This window comes from Paenibacillus xylanexedens, from assembly GCF_017874615.1.
Taxonomy (GTDB): Bacteria; Bacillota; Bacilli; order Paenibacillales; family Paenibacillaceae; genus Paenibacillus; species Paenibacillus xylanexedens.
This window is the reverse complement of record NZ_JAGIKV010000004.1, coordinates 93,608-110,435: the sequence shown is the minus strand read 5'-3', so window position 1 is coordinate 110,435 and position 16,828 is coordinate 93,608. Positions and strand designations below refer to the sequence as shown.

14 protein-coding genes are annotated in these 16,828 nt (G+C 44.7%); 13 read left to right on the top strand and 1 reads right to left on the bottom strand.

Translation table 11 applies throughout. The annotated features are described in order from the left end of the window. Positions 1-74: 74 nt before the first annotated feature. The gene (locus J2Z28_RS06590) at positions 75-626 is read left to right on the top strand and encodes a nitroreductase family protein (protein ID WP_211081660.1); all 552 of its coding nucleotides are present in this window, start codon (positions 75-77) and stop codon (positions 624-626) included. Between the two features lie 243 nt (positions 627-869). Here the strand turns inward: J2Z28_RS06590 and J2Z28_RS06585 are convergent, their stop codons facing one another. Beyond that, complete coding sequence (locus J2Z28_RS06585) at positions 870-2,480, bottom strand: YifB family Mg chelatase-like AAA ATPase (RefSeq protein WP_211081659.1); 1,611 nt, start codon at positions 2,478-2,480, stop codon at positions 870-872. A 480-nt stretch (positions 2,481-2,960) separates the two neighbouring features. On the opposite strand from J2Z28_RS06585, the gene J2Z28_RS06580 reads away from it, so the two are divergent. From J2Z28_RS06580 to fliF, 12 genes are all read left to right on the top strand, one after another. Beyond that, on the top strand, positions 2,961-3,416 hold the full coding sequence (locus J2Z28_RS06580; protein ID WP_036609387.1) for a MarR family winged helix-turn-helix transcriptional regulator: 456 nt from the start codon (positions 2,961-2,963) through the stop codon (positions 3,414-3,416). Positions 3,417-3,659: 243 nt separating this feature from the next. After that, a complete protein-coding gene (sucC, locus tag J2Z28_RS06575) occupies positions 3,660-4,820 on the top strand; it encodes an ADP-forming succinate--CoA ligase subunit beta (protein WP_036609384.1) in 1,161 nt (386 codons plus the stop codon). Between the two features lie 63 nt (positions 4,821-4,883). Next, positions 4,884-5,813: a succinate--CoA ligase subunit alpha gene (gene sucD, locus J2Z28_RS06570; protein ID WP_074094556.1), complete on the top strand. Its 930-nt coding sequence runs from the start codon at positions 4,884-4,886 to the stop codon at positions 5,811-5,813. 244 nt (positions 5,814-6,057) lie between these two features. Beyond that, positions 6,058-7,188 carry a DNA-processing protein DprA gene (dprA, locus tag J2Z28_RS06565; protein WP_211081658.1) on the top strand — a complete coding sequence of 377 codons (1,131 nt, stop codon included), beginning with the start codon at positions 6,058-6,060 and terminating at the stop codon, positions 7,186-7,188. 116 nt (positions 7,189-7,304) lie between these two features. Further along, entirely contained in the window at positions 7,305-9,404 is a 2,100-nt protein-coding gene (topA, locus tag J2Z28_RS06560; RefSeq protein WP_211081657.1) for a type I DNA topoisomerase, read from the top strand. Positions 9,405-9,455: 51 nt separating this feature from the next. Then, the gene (trmFO, locus tag J2Z28_RS06555) at positions 9,456-10,799 is read left to right on the top strand and encodes an FADH(2)-oxidizing methylenetetrahydrofolate--tRNA-(uracil(54)-C(5))-methyltransferase TrmFO (protein ID WP_415841541.1); all 1,344 of its coding nucleotides are present in this window, start codon (positions 9,456-9,458) and stop codon (positions 10,797-10,799) included. 26 nt (positions 10,800-10,825) lie between these two features. Continuing rightward, complete coding sequence (hslV, locus tag J2Z28_RS06550; protein ID WP_017689194.1) at positions 10,826-11,368, top strand: ATP-dependent protease subunit HslV; 543 nt, start codon at positions 10,826-10,828, stop codon at positions 11,366-11,368. A gap of 116 nt (positions 11,369-11,484) precedes the next feature. After that, the gene (gene hslU, locus J2Z28_RS06545; RefSeq protein WP_047842474.1) at positions 11,485-12,885 is read left to right on the top strand and encodes an ATP-dependent protease ATPase subunit HslU; all 1,401 of its coding nucleotides are present in this window, start codon (positions 11,485-11,487) and stop codon (positions 12,883-12,885) included. Between the two features lie 981 nt (positions 12,886-13,866). Then, on the top strand, positions 13,867-14,274 hold the full coding sequence (gene flgB / locus J2Z28_RS06540) for a flagellar basal body rod protein FlgB (RefSeq protein ID WP_036670359.1): 408 nt from the start codon (positions 13,867-13,869) through the stop codon (positions 14,272-14,274). Positions 14,275-14,280: 6 nt separating this feature from the next. Then, positions 14,281-14,730, top strand: a complete 450-nt coding sequence (gene flgC, locus J2Z28_RS06535; protein WP_211081655.1) for a flagellar basal body rod protein FlgC — start codon at positions 14,281-14,283, stop codon at positions 14,728-14,730. A gap of 58 nt (positions 14,731-14,788) precedes the next feature. Continuing rightward, a complete protein-coding gene (gene fliE / locus J2Z28_RS06530; RefSeq protein ID WP_017689190.1) occupies positions 14,789-15,100 on the top strand; it encodes a flagellar hook-basal body complex protein FliE in 312 nt (103 codons plus the stop codon). A gap of 137 nt (positions 15,101-15,237) precedes the next feature. Further along, on the top strand, positions 15,238-16,821 hold the full coding sequence (gene fliF / locus J2Z28_RS06525) for a flagellar basal-body MS-ring/collar protein FliF (RefSeq protein WP_076249820.1): 1,584 nt from the start codon (positions 15,238-15,240) through the stop codon (positions 16,819-16,821). Positions 16,822-16,828 lie beyond the last annotated feature (7 nt).

Here is a 16,828-nt window from a genome sequence, read left to right as displayed (position 1 = left end):
TTTATATTGAATGTACAAGGCTGCGAATCACTATTGCGGTTGCAAATGATTTTATAAACAGGGAGGTACGGCCGATGAGTAAAGCTACGAAAACAACAAATGAAGTCAGAAATGCGATTCAAAACCGTCGTACGGTGAAAAAATTCAAAAAAGAAGCTGTTCCTACACAGCAGATTATAGAATTGCTGGACACCGCAGTCTGGGCTCCTAACCATAAACTGCGTGAACCTTGGAGATTTTTGTTGTTTACCGGGAATGGACGGAAGAACCTGGCTGAGGCTATTGACGCAGAAATGGGAGAAGACAATAAATTCTCAGCCAATATTATGCAAGTTCCATCCGTTATGCTTGTCGTGCTGGAAGAAGATCCAAGACAGAATATTTGGGACGAAGACTTCGCTGCGGTCAGTGCATTGGTTCAGAACTTTATGCTTGCAGCCTGGAGTGAAGACATTGGAACGTTCTGGGTGACCAAGCCATTCTTGTACGCTCCCAAATTCCGCAAACCGCTGGGAATAGAGGCGGGAGAGAAGATTGTAGGCATGATTTATATGGGATATCCTGATGTTATTCCTTCTGCCAAAGAACGCACACCAGCTAAGGACAAACTCACTCTTTTTGAATAATAAATTATTGTAGACCTTTGCTATGTACGATCCCCTTACGTTTACAGGGAAATCTACGTACAAGTACCTTTCTTCACAGAAGAGAAGGGCTTGTACGTTTTTTGTCATGTTGGTGTATCCGCATTGTAGAATCTGCATAAGGAATCCTTCTCGATTTTCCTTTGATGTCTACAGTTTCATGCCCATTTCACTGCCTTTGGGTAAATCGGCCTGTTCTTCCCTCCATATGCTTCTAAAATAGCTTCAAAATAAATTAAGATCCAATTGACGATACTGGATGGCTTCAGCCACATGAGCTGTCACAATTTCACCTTCATGGTCCAGATCGGCAATTGTCTGTGCCATCTTGATAATTCGATCATGTGCACGCATGCTCAGGTTCAACGTTTGCAGCGTTTGCTCTAACAGTTGCTCTGCCTCTTGGGGGAGATGGATCGTTCGTCGCAAAAGCGTGCCCGAAAGCTGGCTATTCCAACGGACTGAACTTTGGGCATAACGTGTAGCCTGAATTTGATGAGCGTGGATCACTTTTGCCTGCATTTCTTCAGAGGAAGGGGAAGCAGCAGACTTGCGCCACTCGCCTGGTGGAGGAACTTCAACCTGAAGATCAATGCGGTCCAGCAGTGGTCCTGAAATTTTGGCTCGGTACGCGGCAACACGGGCTGGACTACATATGCAGCGTTGCTCCTCCGAATGAGCGGACAAATAACCGCAGGGACAGGGATTCATGGAACATGCAAGCATGAACTGGGCCGGAAAGGTGAATGCAGCGCGAGCCCGACTAATTGTCACTGTGCGATCCTCTAACGGCTGCCTTAATACCTCCAGCACTTGGCGCTGGAATTCAGGTAATTCATCCAGAAACAAAATGCCACGGTGGGCAAGGCTCACTTCACCCGGTTTTGGGATACCACCGCCTCCAATCAGACCAGAGGTTGATATCGTGTGGTGAGGGGAGCGAAAAGGTCTGTCTGCAATCAGGCCTTGAGGCGTTTCTTTCAATTTGCCTGCGGCACTTAATACTTTGGTTACTTCTAACGCTTCATCTTCTGACAAAGGAGGAAGGATGGAAGGCAGACGTTTGATTAACATCGTTTTGCCCGTGCCTGGCGGTCCAACGAGCAATATGTTATGCATGCCTGCTGCAGCAATCATAAGCGCGCGTTTTACATGATGCTGCCCCAGAACATCGCTATAGTCGTCTGCAAATAATGGTGTTTGTCTCGGCTTCCTATCCGCCATCTTATGAGTCTTATCAGTTATAGGAGCAGCGAGGTGTGCATAATTTTTCAACACGACTGGTCCTGCATTCGAATTATTTGGTATTCCCACTGAACTAGCAGGTTGATCTGGGTTTTGAGGAGCAATATCCTGTAAATGACGAATGCCAAACACCTGGATACCTCGAATCAGTGACGCTTCCTCCACGTTATCCAAAGGCAGGAGCACGGAAGTAAAGCCTTGTCGTTTGGCCAAATCCACCATGGATAAAATGCCCGGCACGGACCTGATCGAACCGTCCAACGCCAGTTCGCCAACCACTAGTGTCCGTTCCTGGGGAGGCAGTACAAGCTGGCCGCTTGTCATAAGTAAACCAATAGCAATGGCTAGATCAAAGGAAGATCCTTCCTTGCGTAGATCAGCGGGGGCCAGATTGATTGTGATTCGCTGTAAAGGATACTGATATCCGCAGTTTTTAATCGCTGCACGGACACGTTCAACGGCCTCACGAATGGCTGAATCCGGTAAACCGATGATGGATGTCTGTGGCAGACCATTGGATAAATCGGTTTCCACTTCGATCAGAACACCATCAATTCCGTACAAACACGCACTGTGTAATTTTCCGTACATGACAAAGAAACACCTCACTCGATTCTTGACTCCGCATAACACGGGCCAGTCTACGAATTAAGGTGCTTCCTCAGCTTCTATTAAGCCATTCTATATAAAAGGAATCATGGAGTCAACCTGTCATTATCATTGCTGTAGTCATCTTTCCTGATCCCTGAATTTTATTTCTGGAAGGAAATCATTAAATAGCTTTGGCGAAAATGGTTACGTATAAACTTTCATTATGATTATTAAATTTGACCTGAGAAAGCGTGAATCTGTTCGCTGGACTTATCTATTATTGTTGTTAAATCATGGGGATGAACTGCTGATTATCCATCTGAATTTATATTTTACACAATCTAATTTATCATAATTAAATTGAATAGTAAAATCATTTGTGCTCAATTATTCTGTTTTTTTTCTATTTTGTGATAGTATAGATCTATAGTTCCTGTATTATAAGGAATAGAATGCACAATAGGCAGGTGAGAAAGACATATGCAGACTGACAGTTTGAAGCTGGATAACCAATTATGCTTTGCCATATATGCTTGTTCACGTGAGATTACGAAGATGTACCAGCCTTATCTGGAGGTACTTGGCGTAACGTATTCCCAGTATTTGGTGTTGATGGTTTTGTGGGAACGTGAAGAATGTACGGTTAAGGAGATCGGGGAGGCTCTCTATCTCGATTCGGGAACGTTGACACCACTTCTCAAACGTTTGCAGTCAGCAGGACTTATTAATCGCGAACGCTCAGCTCAGGACGAACGAAAAGTATTAATTACACTAACCGACTCGGGCCGTGAGTTGCGGAACAAGGCATTATCCATACCTGAATCCATTCAGGGAGATGCGTGTTTGAACAGTACAGAGTTTGAAACATTGCTGGGTCAGTTCAAAGGATTGCTGGAGAAAGTTCATGAAACCAACACTAACGCAGCCAAAAAATAAAATGTAGTTTTACATCAAGGAAACCTTAGCTTTTAGCTGGGGTTTTTTCCATATATACCCAAGCATTCACAATATGGGATCATACTCATATCAAAATACTGTCTATTAACCATTAGTTTTTTAAGGAAAGCGTTTTAAAAACGTGTTACAATGAATTGGGCTTGAGTGAAAATAGTCAACATTTGTCTTTTGTTAGTCTACCAACCCGCCTTGTTGCAGTCATGTTGATAGGAGGATTCGAGAATGAATATCCATGAATATCAAGGAAAAGAAGTACTGAAACAGTATGGAGTTACCGTTCCAAACGGAAAGGTTGCTTATACAGTCGATGAAGCGGTCGCGGCCGCTGAGGCATTGGGCAGTCCAGTGACTGTTGTCAAAGCACAGATTCACGCAGGTGGCCGGGGAAAAGCCGGTGGCGTAAAAGTGGCGAAAAGCACGGATGAAGTTCGTGCCTATGCTTCCGAAATTCTGGGCAAAGTACTGGTGACACACCAGACTGGACCTGAAGGCAAAGAAGTGAAGCGTCTTCTGATTGAAGAAGGATGCGATATCCGCAAAGAGTATTATGTGGGTGTTGTTGTGGACCGTGCCACAGGCCGTGTAGTTATGATGGCTTCCGAAGAAGGCGGTACTGAGATTGAAGAAGTAGCTGAAGCTACACCTGAGAAAATTTTCAAAGAAATTATTGACCCAGCTATTGGATTGCAAGTATTCCAGGCGCGTAAATTGGCTTACAGCATCAAGATTCCGAATGAACTGGTGAACAAAGCCGTTAAGTTCATGCTCGCGTTGTACACAGCTTTTGTCGAAAAAGATTGCTCTATTGCCGAGATCAATCCTCTCGTTGTTACCGGAGATGGAAACGTTATCGCGCTAGATGCGAAATTAAACTTTGACTCCAACGCTCTGTTCCGTCACAAAGATATTTTGGAACTGCGTGACCTGGATGAAGAGGATGAAAAAGAAATCGAAGCTTCCAAATACGACCTCAGCTACATAGCACTTGATGGCAACATCGGCTGTATGGTCAATGGTGCGGGACTTGCGATGGCGACGATGGACATTATTAAATACTACGGTGGAGACCCCGCCAACTTCCTTGACGTTGGGGGCGGTGCAACAACAGAGAAGGTGACTGAAGCATTTAAGATCATTTTGTCCGATGCCAAAGTAGCTGGAATCTTTGTTAACATTTTCGGTGGCATCATGCGCTGTGATGTTATCGCCAACGGTGTTGTTGAAGCTGCTAAGCAACTTGGCCTGACCAAACCGCTGGTTGTTCGTCTTGAAGGAACTAACGTGGAGCTTGGCAAACGTATTCTGGGCGAATCTGGCCTGAATATTGTTCCTGCCGATTCCATGGCCGATGGTGCACAGAAAATTGTTGCCCTCGTAAAATAAGTTCATTCCTTAGTACCGGAGCTGTCCGGGAATTGAAAAATAACCGTAAGGATGTGAAGCAACGTGAGTATTTTGATCGATAAAAATACAAAAGTCATTACGCAAGGCATTACGGGTTCAACGGGAATGTTCCACACGAAGGGCGCATTGGACTACGGAACCCAGATGGTAGGCGGAGTTACACCGGGTAAAGGCGGAACTAATGTGGATATCACGTTGGAAGACGGTACAGTAGCTAGTCTGCCGGTGTTCAACACTGTGCAGGAAGCGAAGGAAGCTACAGGCGCAACAGCGAGCGTCATTTACGTTCCTCCTGCATTTGCAGCAGATTCTATTATGGAAGCTGTTGATGCTGAGCTGGACCTCGTAATCTGTATTACAGAAGGTATTCCGGTTCTTGACATGATCAAAGTTGACCGCTTCATGGAGGGTAAAGATACTGTCCTGATCGGACCAAACTGTCCAGGTGTCATTACACCAGGCGAATGTAAAATCGGTATCATGCCTGGTTATATCCATATGGCAGGGCACGTAGGCGTTGTTTCCCGTAGTGGAACACTTACCTATGAAGCCGTTCATCAACTGACGACACGTGGTATTGGACAATCTTCTGCTGTAGGAATCGGGGGAGACCCTGTAAAAGGCTCCGAGTTCATTGATATCCTCAAACGGTTCAATGAAGATCCACAGACTCATGCGGTCATCATGATTGGTGAGATTGGTGGTACAGCTGAAGAGGATGCTGCAGATTGGGTACGTGAAAACATGACCAAACCGGTTGTTGGCTTTATCGGTGGCGTAACAGCGCCTCCAGGCAAACGGATGGGCCATGCTGGCGCTATTATCTCTGGCGGTAAAGGTACAGCCAAAGAGAAAATTGCGAAGCTGGAATCATGTGGAATCAAAGTAGCACCAACTCCTGCTGAGATGGGTTCGACTTTGGTGAGTGTACTTGAGGAACGCGGTATTTTGAATTTGTGCACGACACATTAATTCTTTTTCGTTATAATAGAAGAAACGGTTCTGAAATGATTTATTTCTGGTAGACCGACTATTATGGTTACGGAAAAGGTAAGCAACCTTTTGTCCTTGAACAGGGCGAAGGGTTGCTTTTTTGCGTTTTTTTTACGGGAAAAGAGGGAGGAATTGTCTCTCATCTGCGTAAACGCTTGCATTCCGTGGTCACTTAACACACAATATGAGGGAAGATCTCTTCCCGCTCTGGGAGGTTTATGGTATGGAAGAACGATGGATCTTGTTTGGGTTGCATGAGATGGAGGGCATTGGCAAGAAAACAATCTCGAAACTGATTCTGGGACAACATGAATTACCCGAACTATTGAATTATGGGGAACGCGACTGGGTCGCAGCAGGCTTGCGCAAAGATCAGGCTGCACGTTTGGCTAGCCAATTTACTATCGACTGGATTGAGAGTAAAAGAGAACACGTTTACAATCAGGGGATAGAGGTTATTACTTATCTGGATCAGAATTATCCCATATTAATGAAGGAAACCGTTCAGCCTCCCTGGGTAATGTATGCTCGAGGGGATGTTAGTTTGCTACACAATTCGTCTATTGCCATGGTGGGAACTCGTATGCCGACCGTGTATGGGCGCAAAGTTGGAGAAAAGCTGGCAGAGCAATTATGCAATGCAGGACTGACGATTGTAAGCGGGCTTGCCCGCGGTATTGATAGCGTATGTCATGAGGCAGTACTACGTGCTAAAGGAAAAACGATTGCAGTATTCGGAACAGGGATTGATAATATATACCCACCCGAAAATACAAGTCTCGCTGAGCGAATCGCGGAGACGGGGCTACTTTTGTCAGAATATCCACCAGGTACGCGAGCGCGCCAGGGATTATTTCCAGAACGGAATCGAATCATTGCCGGTCTGACACTGGGAACATTGGTTGTTGAGGCTGACATTCGCAGTGGTTCACTCATTACAGCAGATGCTGCGCTTGAAGCAGGCAGGGATGTATTTGCAGTCCCTGGACCTATTACATCGCCGAAAAGTCGGGGAGCACACAATCTTATCCGTCAAGGGGCCAAATTGGTCACTTGTGCAGCAGATGTATTGGAAGAGTATCGATTGGGCTTGCCAAATGCAGAACAACTTCCTTACAATAGAGGACGTTCGACCGAAACAACCGAGCCTTCCGGGCGAGGGATATTCGCTGAGGTTAAGCTCTCTCCAGATGAACAACGCGTAATTTATCTGTTGGAACAGGGAGAACAATCATTGGATCAACTGGTTGAGCTGCTTGGTTGGGATTTTGGACATTTGCATTCAGTTCTGTTATCTTTAATCATAAAAAAGCAGATTAGCCAATTACCAGGCACTAAATACGCGAGGGTATGACGAAGCTACAACCTACGTAGTGCGTGGAAATATATAATTAGCAGAAGTTATTAACTATGCATAAGCTTACAGAAACAGTTTCATGACAGTTTCATGACTGAGAGGAGGATGAACCTATGGCGGATGCACTCGTAATCGTGGAGTCGCCCTCAAAGGCGAAGACGATAGGCAAATATTTAGGCAGCAAGTTCATCGTAAAAGCTTCGATGGGGCATGTTCGCGATTTGCCAAAGAGTCAGATCGGCGTTGAGGTAGAGAATGATTTTAATCCGAAATATATTACGATCCGCGGCAAAGGTTCAATTTTGAAAGAACTGAAGGATGCACGGAAGAAAGTGAAAAAAGTGTATCTCGCAGCTGACCCGGATCGCGAAGGTGAGGCTATCGCATGGCATTTGGCCCATGCCCTTGAACTGGACGATACGGCAGATTGCCGGGTTGTATTTAATGAGATTACTAAACAGGCGGTCAAAGATGCGTTCAAAACGCCGCGGAAAATCAATATGGATTTGGTTAACGCGCAGCAGGCAAGACGTATTCTGGATCGGCTTGTTGGATATAAAATTAGTCCGTTATTATGGAAGAAAGTGAAAAAAGGTTTGTCTGCAGGCCGGGTTCAGTCCGTGGCTGTTAAAATCATTTTAGATCGTGAAAATGAAATTGATGATTTTGAGCCGGAAGAATACTGGAGCATTACCGCCAAACTGACAGCAGACGGCAATCCGTTTGAAGCCAAGTTTCATAAACTGAACGGGGCCAAAACAGAGCTGGGCAGTGAAGCGGAAGTGCAAGCGATCCTGAAACAGATCGAAGGTGCAGACTTTACGATCAAGGAAGTTAAAGAGAAAGAACGGAGTCGGAACCCTTCCGCCCCGTTTACGACGAGCTCTCTGCAACAGGAAGCGGCGCGTAAATTGAATTTCAGAGCTTCCAAGACGATGTCGGTCGCCCAACAGCTATATGAAGGTGTAGACCTTGGAAAAGAAGGCACAGTAGGTCTCATCACGTATATGCGTACGGACTCCACACGAATTGCGGCATCTGCACAAGAAGAAGCCAAAGAATATATCGTTGGTAAGTATGGTGAGCCATTTGCACCTGAGACTCCACGAAACTATTCCAAAAAAGCAGCTAATGCTCAGGATGCGCATGAAGCGATTCGTCCAACTTCAATTCTGCGTGACCCTGACTCAATCAAGTCATTCATGAGTCGCGATCAGTTCCGGTTGTATAAACTGGTATGGGAACGTTTTGTAGCGAGCCAAATGTCTTCGGCTATTCTGGATACACTCTCTGTAGATATTGCTGCGGGGGACACCATTTTCCGTGCAGCAGGTTCGAAGGTGCGGTTCCAAGGTTTCATGAAGGTATATGTTGAAGGAAACGACGATGGTACTACCGATGAAGATCGTCTGCTGCCTCCGTTGAAAAGTGGAGATGTGCTTGAGAAGCAGGAGATTGAGCCAAAACAGCATTTTACACAACCGCCACCCCGATATACGGAGGCAAGGTTGGTTAAGACGCTTGAGGAATTGGGTATAGGGCGTCCGAGTACATATGCGCCAACACTGGAGACCATTCAGAAGCGCGGATATGTTGCGATAGAGGAAAAGAAATTCATGCCAACGGAGCTTGGTGAACTGGTCATCGAACAGATGGAAGAGTTTTTCCCTGAAATCCTGAATGTAGAGTTTACCGCAAACATGGAAGGTGATCTTGACCATGTGGAGGAAGGTTCCGAGGATTGGGTCAAAGTACTCGCACAATTCTATGAAACGTTTGAGAAACGCCTTGAGTTTGCGGAAGAAGAAATGAAAGAAATCGAGATTGAAGACGAAGTATCGGATGAGATCTGTGAGAAGTGCGGCAAACCGCTGGTTTATAAACTCGGACGTTTTGGCAAGTTTCTTGCGTGCTCTGGCTTCCCTGATTGCCGGAATACCAAACCGATTATCAAGGATATCGGCGTGACTTGTCCGAAGTGTAAGGAAGGTCATGTTGTTGAGCGTCGTAGCAAAAAAGGACGTATTTTCTACGGTTGTGACAAATATCCTGAATGTGATTTTGTCTCATGGGACAGACCTTCAGCCAAACCATGTCCAAGTTGCGGATCGCTAATGATTGAAAAGCGGAACAAAAAGGGAGCACGATTGCAGTGTACTTCATGTGATCATCAGGAGCCGGTGGATGAACCGGATGACGAATCAGCGGATTAATATATACGCGAATCAATTTTAGTGAATTTTGAAATTGTTTTATGGGGGTAAATGATTTTGACATATGAACAACAAGTAACCGTTATTGGTGCCGGGCTGGCAGGAACAGAAGCGGCCTGGCAGATTGCAAGTCGCGGCGTGCGCGTAAAATTATACGAGATGAGACCTGTTGTGAAAACGCCAGCTCATCATACGGATAAATTTGCAGAACTGGTATGTAGCAACTCGCTACGTGCGAATGGATTGACGAATGCGGTGGGTGTGTTAAAAGAAGAAATGAGAATGCTCAATTCTCTTGTATTGTCAGCAGCAGACAAACATGCAGTTCCCGCAGGTGGGGCACTTGCTGTGGACCGGGATGGATTTTCAGGTGAGATTACATCCACGTTGCACCAGCATCCGCTCATCGAAGTGGTGAATGAGGAATTAACTTCTTTGCCGGAAGATGGCATCGTTGTTGTTGCAACGGGGCCACTGACTTCACCTGCATTGTCTGAGCAAATCAAGGCACTTATGGGGGAAGAGTATTTCTACTTCTATGATGCAGCTGCACCGATCATCGAAAAAGATTCAATTGATATGAACAAAGTGTATCTGGCTTCCCGTTATGATAAAGGCGAAGCGGCATATCTGAACTGTCCGATGACAGAAGAAGAGTTTGATGTCTTCTATGAAGCTCTCATTACTGCTGAAGTCGCTCAATTAAAAGAGTTTGAGAAAGAAATCTACTTTGAAGGTTGTATGCCAATCGAAGTGATGATGAAACGCGGAAAACAGACGGCTCTGTTTGGTCCAATGAAACCGGTAGGTCTGGTTAACCCTCATACAGGAGAGTTGCCACATGCGGTTGTTCAGCTTAGACAGGACAATGCAGCTGGAACCCTGTATAACTTGGTGGGCTTCCAGACGCATCTGAAATGGGGAGAACAGAAACGTGTCTTTTCCCTTATTCCTGGACTTGAAAATGCAGAGTTCGTTCGTTATGGCGTAATGCACCGTAATACATTTATTAACTCTCCTAAACTTCTTCTTCCGACGTATCAGTTTAAAGAGCGTCCTAACTTGTTCTTTGCAGGTCAGATGACGGGTGTAGAAGGATATGTGGAATCAGCTGCATCAGGGCTGATTGCCGGCATGAACGCAGCCAAAGCAGCACTTGGGCAGGAACTGGTGGTATTGCCGGTAGAAACAACACTCGGCAGTATGGCTCAGTATATTACAACTGCTGACTTCAAGCACTTCCAACCAATGAACGCAAACTTTGGTTTGTTGCCGAAGCTTGAAACGAAGATTCGTAACAAAAAGGAAAAAAATGAAGCTCTTGCACAGCGTGCACTGGATGGCATTACTAGTTTTGCTGCGGCAGAAGGTCTAACTGTTCCGGAACGCGTATAAATTATTCGTGGGAGGATGCTGATATCATGGATATGTCATTTCATGCTACAACGATCTGTGCTGTTCGTCATAATGGTAAGGCTGCAATCGCAGGAGATGGTCAGGTGACCATGGGCCAAAGTGTTGTGATGAAGAATACAGCCAAGAAGGTGAGACGTTTGTACCGCGGACAGGTTGTTGCTGGCTTTGCTGGTTCTGTGGCGGATGCGATCACCCTGTTTGAGAAATTCGAAGGTAAGCTGGAGGAGCACCATGGTAACTTGCAGCGTGCTGCTGTAGAGCTTGCCAAGGATTGGCGTCAGGATCGGATCTTGCGTAAGCTTGAGGCACTGTTGATTGTGATGGACAAATCAGGGATGCTGCTCATTTCAGGCGGCGGGGAGATTATCGAACCGGATGATGACGTTATTGCTATCGGATCAGGTGGAAACTTTGCCTTATCTGCTGCGCGTGCGTTGAAACGTCATGCAGTAAACCTGGAAGCGAAAGATATTGCGCGTGAATCACTTCAGATTGCCTCGGAGCTATGTGTATATACCAATAATAATATTATTGTAGAAGAGTTATAAGCCAAAGAAATCTCCCGTAGTGGAGCATGATTCTGTAATCTGCTCCAGGACGTCTAGGGGATTCTTTGTCCTTGTTAGGTAAAATAAATTCAACATACTGGTAGGAGGGAAGCAATATGAATACTCAAGCGCTAACACCGAGACAGATTGTTGCAGAGCTTGACAAGTATATTGTAGGTCAAAAGAAAGCTAAAAAATCGGTAGCCGTAGCCCTTCGTAATCGTTATCGGCGTAGCCTTTTGCCTGAGCACACTCAGGACGACATTGTGCCTAAAAATATCTTGATGATTGGACCTACCGGTGTGGGTAAAACGGAAATCGCCCGACGCCTCGCTAAACTGGTAGGTGCGCCATTTGTGAAAGTGGAAGCTACCAAGTTCACTGAAGTAGGTTACGTTGGTCGTGACGTTGAATCGATGGTGCGTGATCTAATTGAGACATCACTGCGGATGGTGAAGCTGGAGCGGACTGAAAAAGTGAAAGACAAAGCTGAAGAAGCTGCCAATGAGCGAATTGTACATATTTTGGCTCCTTCACAGTCTAAGTCCAAGAGTCAGCGTAATCCCTTTGAGATGATCTTTGGTAATAATGGCAACAACGTTCAGGAACAGGATGAGCCAGAACCGGATACTGGGGTTGCCGAACGCCGCCGTAAGATCAAGTTTGATCTGTTGTCCGGCAAGTTGGAGGATGACATCATTGAGATTGATGTCGAAGACACTGCGCCTAACATGATGGACATGTTCGCTGGACAAGGTAATGATCAGATGGGCATGAACATGCAGGAGATGTTTGGCAGCCTCTTACCTCGTCGTACGAAAAAGCGCAAGCTCGCCATCAAAGAAGCTCGCAAAGTGTTGATCCAGGAAGAAGCAGGGAAATTGATTGACATGGATGATGTTACCCAAGAGTCCATTCGCCGGGCGGAACAGACAGGTATCATTTTCATAGATGAAATCGACAAGGTTGCCAGTCAAGGACGCGGTAGTGGTCCTGATGTATCCCGTGAGGGTGTGCAACGTGACATACTGCCTATCGTAGAGGGCTCTACAGTAATGACGAAATATGGCCCTGTCAAAACGGATTATATTCTGTTTATGGCAGCTGGCGCATTCCACGTCGCCAAACCCTCTGATCTGATTCCTGAGCTTCAGGGACGCTTCCCAATTCGTGTGGAACTAAGCAGTCTAACACTGGAGGAGTTTGTATCCATTCTGACTGAACCCCAAAATGCACTGACCAAGCAGTATGTTGATCTGTTGCGGACAGAGAATATTGAGATTGAGTTCTCGGATGAGGCCATTCGCGAGATTGCCAAATTGGCTGAATCCGTCAATCAAAATACAGAAAATATAGGTGCACGTCGATTGCATACGATTCTTGAAAAGCTTTTGGAGGATTTATCCTTTGAGGCACCTGAGCTTACACTGGAACGTATGGTGATCACTCCGGAGTATGTCCGGGAGAAATTAAATGATATTGCGCTTGATCGTGATTTGAGCCAGTATATCCTGTAACATGCGGCTAGCAATGTAGTTGTTAAAATGATGCTAGAAATGAACGGTATGCAAGAGAGTAGAGAACATTTGTGTGATCCACAAAGGCAAGCAATCCTTTAGCGAATCACAAAGGCCCTCTAACTTAACGCATATCGTTTATTTTTGTTTCTATCTAAAGGATTTTGATGTTACAACCGATAAAAGATATGGGGTTGTTATACGGATCGACAAAACCTAGGACTTGTGCCGCATGTATACGGAGTTAAAACCTATCGGAGTGGTAGTTATTCTTCCATTCCATACCCAATGATTCCCATTAAAAGAATTTTCCTTATTCCAAGTCTGGTCATCGGTTTAGTCGACAGATTGGTAAATTTTGCGTAAATGCGCAAAATGATGAATTGTTGAAAAGTTTGAAGTCACTAATTGTTTTCTTAAAATTAAAATATATAGACCCCACTTAATTGTTAAGAAAGTGTTGTGTGGGCAAGACGAGTTTTCTTCATTCTTGAAAGATAACTTGTCAATTGATTAATATACAGCTTTGTATGTATACCTATGATATTGTCCTTAAACCCTTAGTATGACGGCAAAAAATTCTAACATTATCAACGATGAAATATTCGGAAATATACATAATTACGGGCGTTATAAGCTCATGTTGAGACTCGAAATTTTTTTTTTATTTTAAGAATGTTTAAGAACAATCAGGGAGAGTATTAACATACTTTTGTTTTGGGCCCCAACATTTACGAAAAAATTCATAATTTGCAGAAAATACACAAAAAGCCCTGTCTTTCAGAAAAGATAGGGCTTTTTTCTTATTGTAATAAATCCCAAACTCGAAGAAACTTATGTTATACGACAACATCAGAGTTAATTCTACTTAAGTCCTAGAAAACCGTGTAAAGACGAATGTTTTTGTCGAAAAAAACATAAGAATTTTCATGGAAAAAGATTCAATCTTTTTCCATAACTTCTAAAGAGAGGAGGGGGATTGTGAATCTTTTAAACGATATCAGCTTTAAAAGATTGCAAGGTGCACTCGATGCGTCCAATATCAGACAACGAACGATTGCTGACAACATCGCGAACGCCGATACCCCGTATTTCAAGCGCTCGGACGTTTCTTTTGAAGAAATGCTGCAAGGGCAAATGAATGGAGATATGCCTGTTCTTAAGGGTAAAGTAACTGATGCAAGGCATTTTGTCATAGGTCCTTCCTCTTCCGTACCAACGCCAGTAGTTAATATGGACCAGTCAACCTCCATGAATAACAACGAAAACAATGTCGATATAGACAGAGAAATGAGTCTTCTGGCGGAGAATCAGTTGCGTTATAACGCTTATATTCAGCAAGTGAACGAACAAATTAAAATCATGCGTGTTGGCGTGGAAGGGAGATAACCTAAATTGAACATTAGTAATAGTTTTAGTATCAGTAGCTCAGCTCTGACAGCCCAACGGTTGCGGATGGACGTTATATCTTCCAACATTGCCAACGCAGAGACGACGCGCGCGAGCGTATCCAATGGTGAAGCGGTCCCTTACAAACGTAAAATGGTTGTGCTTGAGCCGAATAAAACGTCATTTGGTACGATGCTGCAAAATCAGATGAGAGGTAGCGGTTCAGGAGATGGCGTAAGAGTAACGGAGATTCGCGAGGATCAGTCACCTTTGAAGCCTGTGTATGACCCTTCTCATCCGGATGCCAACGCAGAAGGATATGTATATATGCCTAATGTGGATATTGCGAAAGAAATGGTCGACATGATCTCTGCTTCGCGTTCCTATGAAGCAAACGTAACAGCACTGAATTCAACCAAAGCGATGATCTCCAAAGCTTTGGAGATTGGAAGATAATCTGTTTTGAAATAAAAATACGAAATAAACAAACCAGGGATGAAGGGGAGGGACATTAATGATTCAGAACAACATGTTTAGCACTCAGGGGATACAACCGCTACAGATGAAGAGTGCAACCGAAAGTAAGCCTTCTACACCAGCCGAAACCATTCAGAGCTTCGGTACATACTTACAGAATGCATTAGGGTCCGTCGCAGCACAGGAGGCTCAATCGCATGAAATGTCGAATCAATTTTTGGTCGGCAAAGCGAATGTGGATCAAGTGATGATTGCTTCAGAACAGGCCTTGTTAAGTCTACAACTCACAACTCAAGTCCGAAACAAAGTGGTCGAAGCATACCAGGAAGTTATGCGAACGCAGTTATAAAATAACCTACTTGCGCTTCGATAATAGCGCTGATCATTACAACAAAGCAGCTGCGATGCTGCTCCTGATCGTCAACCTATGAAACGGCCAGGGTTGAGTAAGGACAGACTAAGCAAAGTTTCGGATGGGGTGACAGAGTGAATGAGAGAATCGCCCAGTACAGGGATAAGGCATCCCAGTATTGGAATAGTTTTAGCAAAAAGCAAAAAGTATTATTTATATCCACCTTCCTGTTCCTGATTTTGGCTGCTGTTGTACTCACGATGCAATTGTCCAAAACGGAATATGAAGTTGCTTTTACAGATTTGAATGCAAGTGATTCAGCGGGCGTGATCAGTTATCTCGATTCATCTAGCATTCCATACAAATTAAGTTCAGATGGCAAGACCATATCCGTACCGAGTACAAGTGTTGCAATTGCAAAGGTGAATGTTGGATCTCAAGGGATTATTCAGAATGGTTCATTAGGGTATAAGTCATTCGAGGAGTCATCATCCCCCATCGGGATGACGGATAAAGAGTTTGATGTAAAGTACAACAACGCTATAAACGGAGAAGTTGAACAGTTACTTCAGCGGATGCAAGGGATACAGGATGCTAAAGTACTCGTTAATATGCCGAAAGATAACATTTTTGCTGGTTTGGAAGAACAAGACAAAGCATCAGCATCGGTAGCTCTCCAATTCAAACCGGGTTATCACCCAAATCAGGCAGCGGTAGATGGCTACTTTAACTTGGTTAAGACTGCAATTCCTAATCTGCCTGTTGAGAACATCACAATTACGAACACAGATGAAGCAGAATTGATTCCAACTGCCCGAGGTGGCAGTGGCGGGTTGTCTTCCGAAGTTCAAGAGAACATGGCATTACAGAAAAAGTTTGAAAACGATGTCCGCAATAACGTAAAGCAATTCCTTTCCCAGATTGTAGGCGAAGACAAAGTTAATGTTTTGGTAGCCTCCAAGCTTAATTTTGACAAAGAAACACGTAAGGAAAATCTGGTCACACCTGTTGATGTAGATAATATGAAAGGCATCGAGATCAGTGTGCAGGAGATTCAAAAGAGCTACACTGGCGCAAGCAACCCAACAGGTGGTGTTGCTGGCACAGGACAAGAGGAAGTTCCGGGTTACCCATCATCTGATGCAACCGGTAACTCCACCTCAGAAGAATCATCAAGCACAATAAACTACGATGTTAATCGAATCGCCAAGGATATTATTTCCAGTCCGTATACTGTAAAAGACTTAACCATTAACGTTGCAGTTGAACCACCGAATGGAGAAACAGAATTACAGGGACCGGTTCAGGACGCAATTGAGAACATTTTGGTCAACATTGTTCGTGCTTCACTGGCAGACTCAGGCACTCTAATAAGTGACGCCGATCTGACAAAGAAAGTTTCAGTCATGTCACAAGGATTCCAGACTGCCTCTGCAGACAATACAGGTTTCCAGCTTTCCTCAACGATGATGTGGGGTGGAGGCGCACTCATAGCGGCATTGATCGCAGCGGTAGTTATTTTGTTAGTACGCCGTCGCCGCAAACAAAACGAAGTCGAAGAAGAAGAGATTCCTCTTCCAATAGCAACAGAGTTCCCGTCCATTACGCTGGACAGTGTAACGAACGAAAGTCAGGTGCGCAAACAATTGGAGAGTTTGGCCAAGAAAAAGCCAGACGAATTCGTCAATCTGCTGCGTACATGGCTGGCTGACGAATAGAGGTGAA

Coding starts and splice junctions, on each gene's coding strand:
- J2Z28_RS06585 (WP_211081659.1), bottom strand. CDS start 2,480: ATGTACGGAAAATTACACAGTGCGTGTTTGTACGGAATTGATGGTGTT.
- hslV (WP_017689194.1), top strand. CDS start 10,826: ATGGATATGTCATTTCATGCTACAACGATCTGTGCTGTTCGTCATAAT.
- fliE (WP_017689190.1), top strand. CDS start 14,789: ATGATTCAGAACAACATGTTTAGCACTCAGGGGATACAACCGCTACAG.
- J2Z28_RS06590 (WP_211081660.1), top strand. CDS start 75: ATGAGTAAAGCTACGAAAACAACAAATGAAGTCAGAAATGCGATTCAA.
- sucC (WP_036609384.1), top strand. CDS start 3,660: ATGAATATCCATGAATATCAAGGAAAAGAAGTACTGAAACAGTATGGA.
- trmFO (WP_415841541.1), top strand. CDS start 9,456: ATGATTTTGACATATGAACAACAAGTAACCGTTATTGGTGCCGGGCTG.
- J2Z28_RS06580 (WP_036609387.1), top strand. CDS start 2,961: ATGCAGACTGACAGTTTGAAGCTGGATAACCAATTATGCTTTGCCATA.
- dprA (WP_211081658.1), top strand. CDS start 6,058: ATGGAAGAACGATGGATCTTGTTTGGGTTGCATGAGATGGAGGGCATT.
- hslU (WP_047842474.1), top strand. CDS start 11,485: ATGAATACTCAAGCGCTAACACCGAGACAGATTGTTGCAGAGCTTGAC.
- topA (WP_211081657.1), top strand. CDS start 7,305: ATGGCGGATGCACTCGTAATCGTGGAGTCGCCCTCAAAGGCGAAGACG.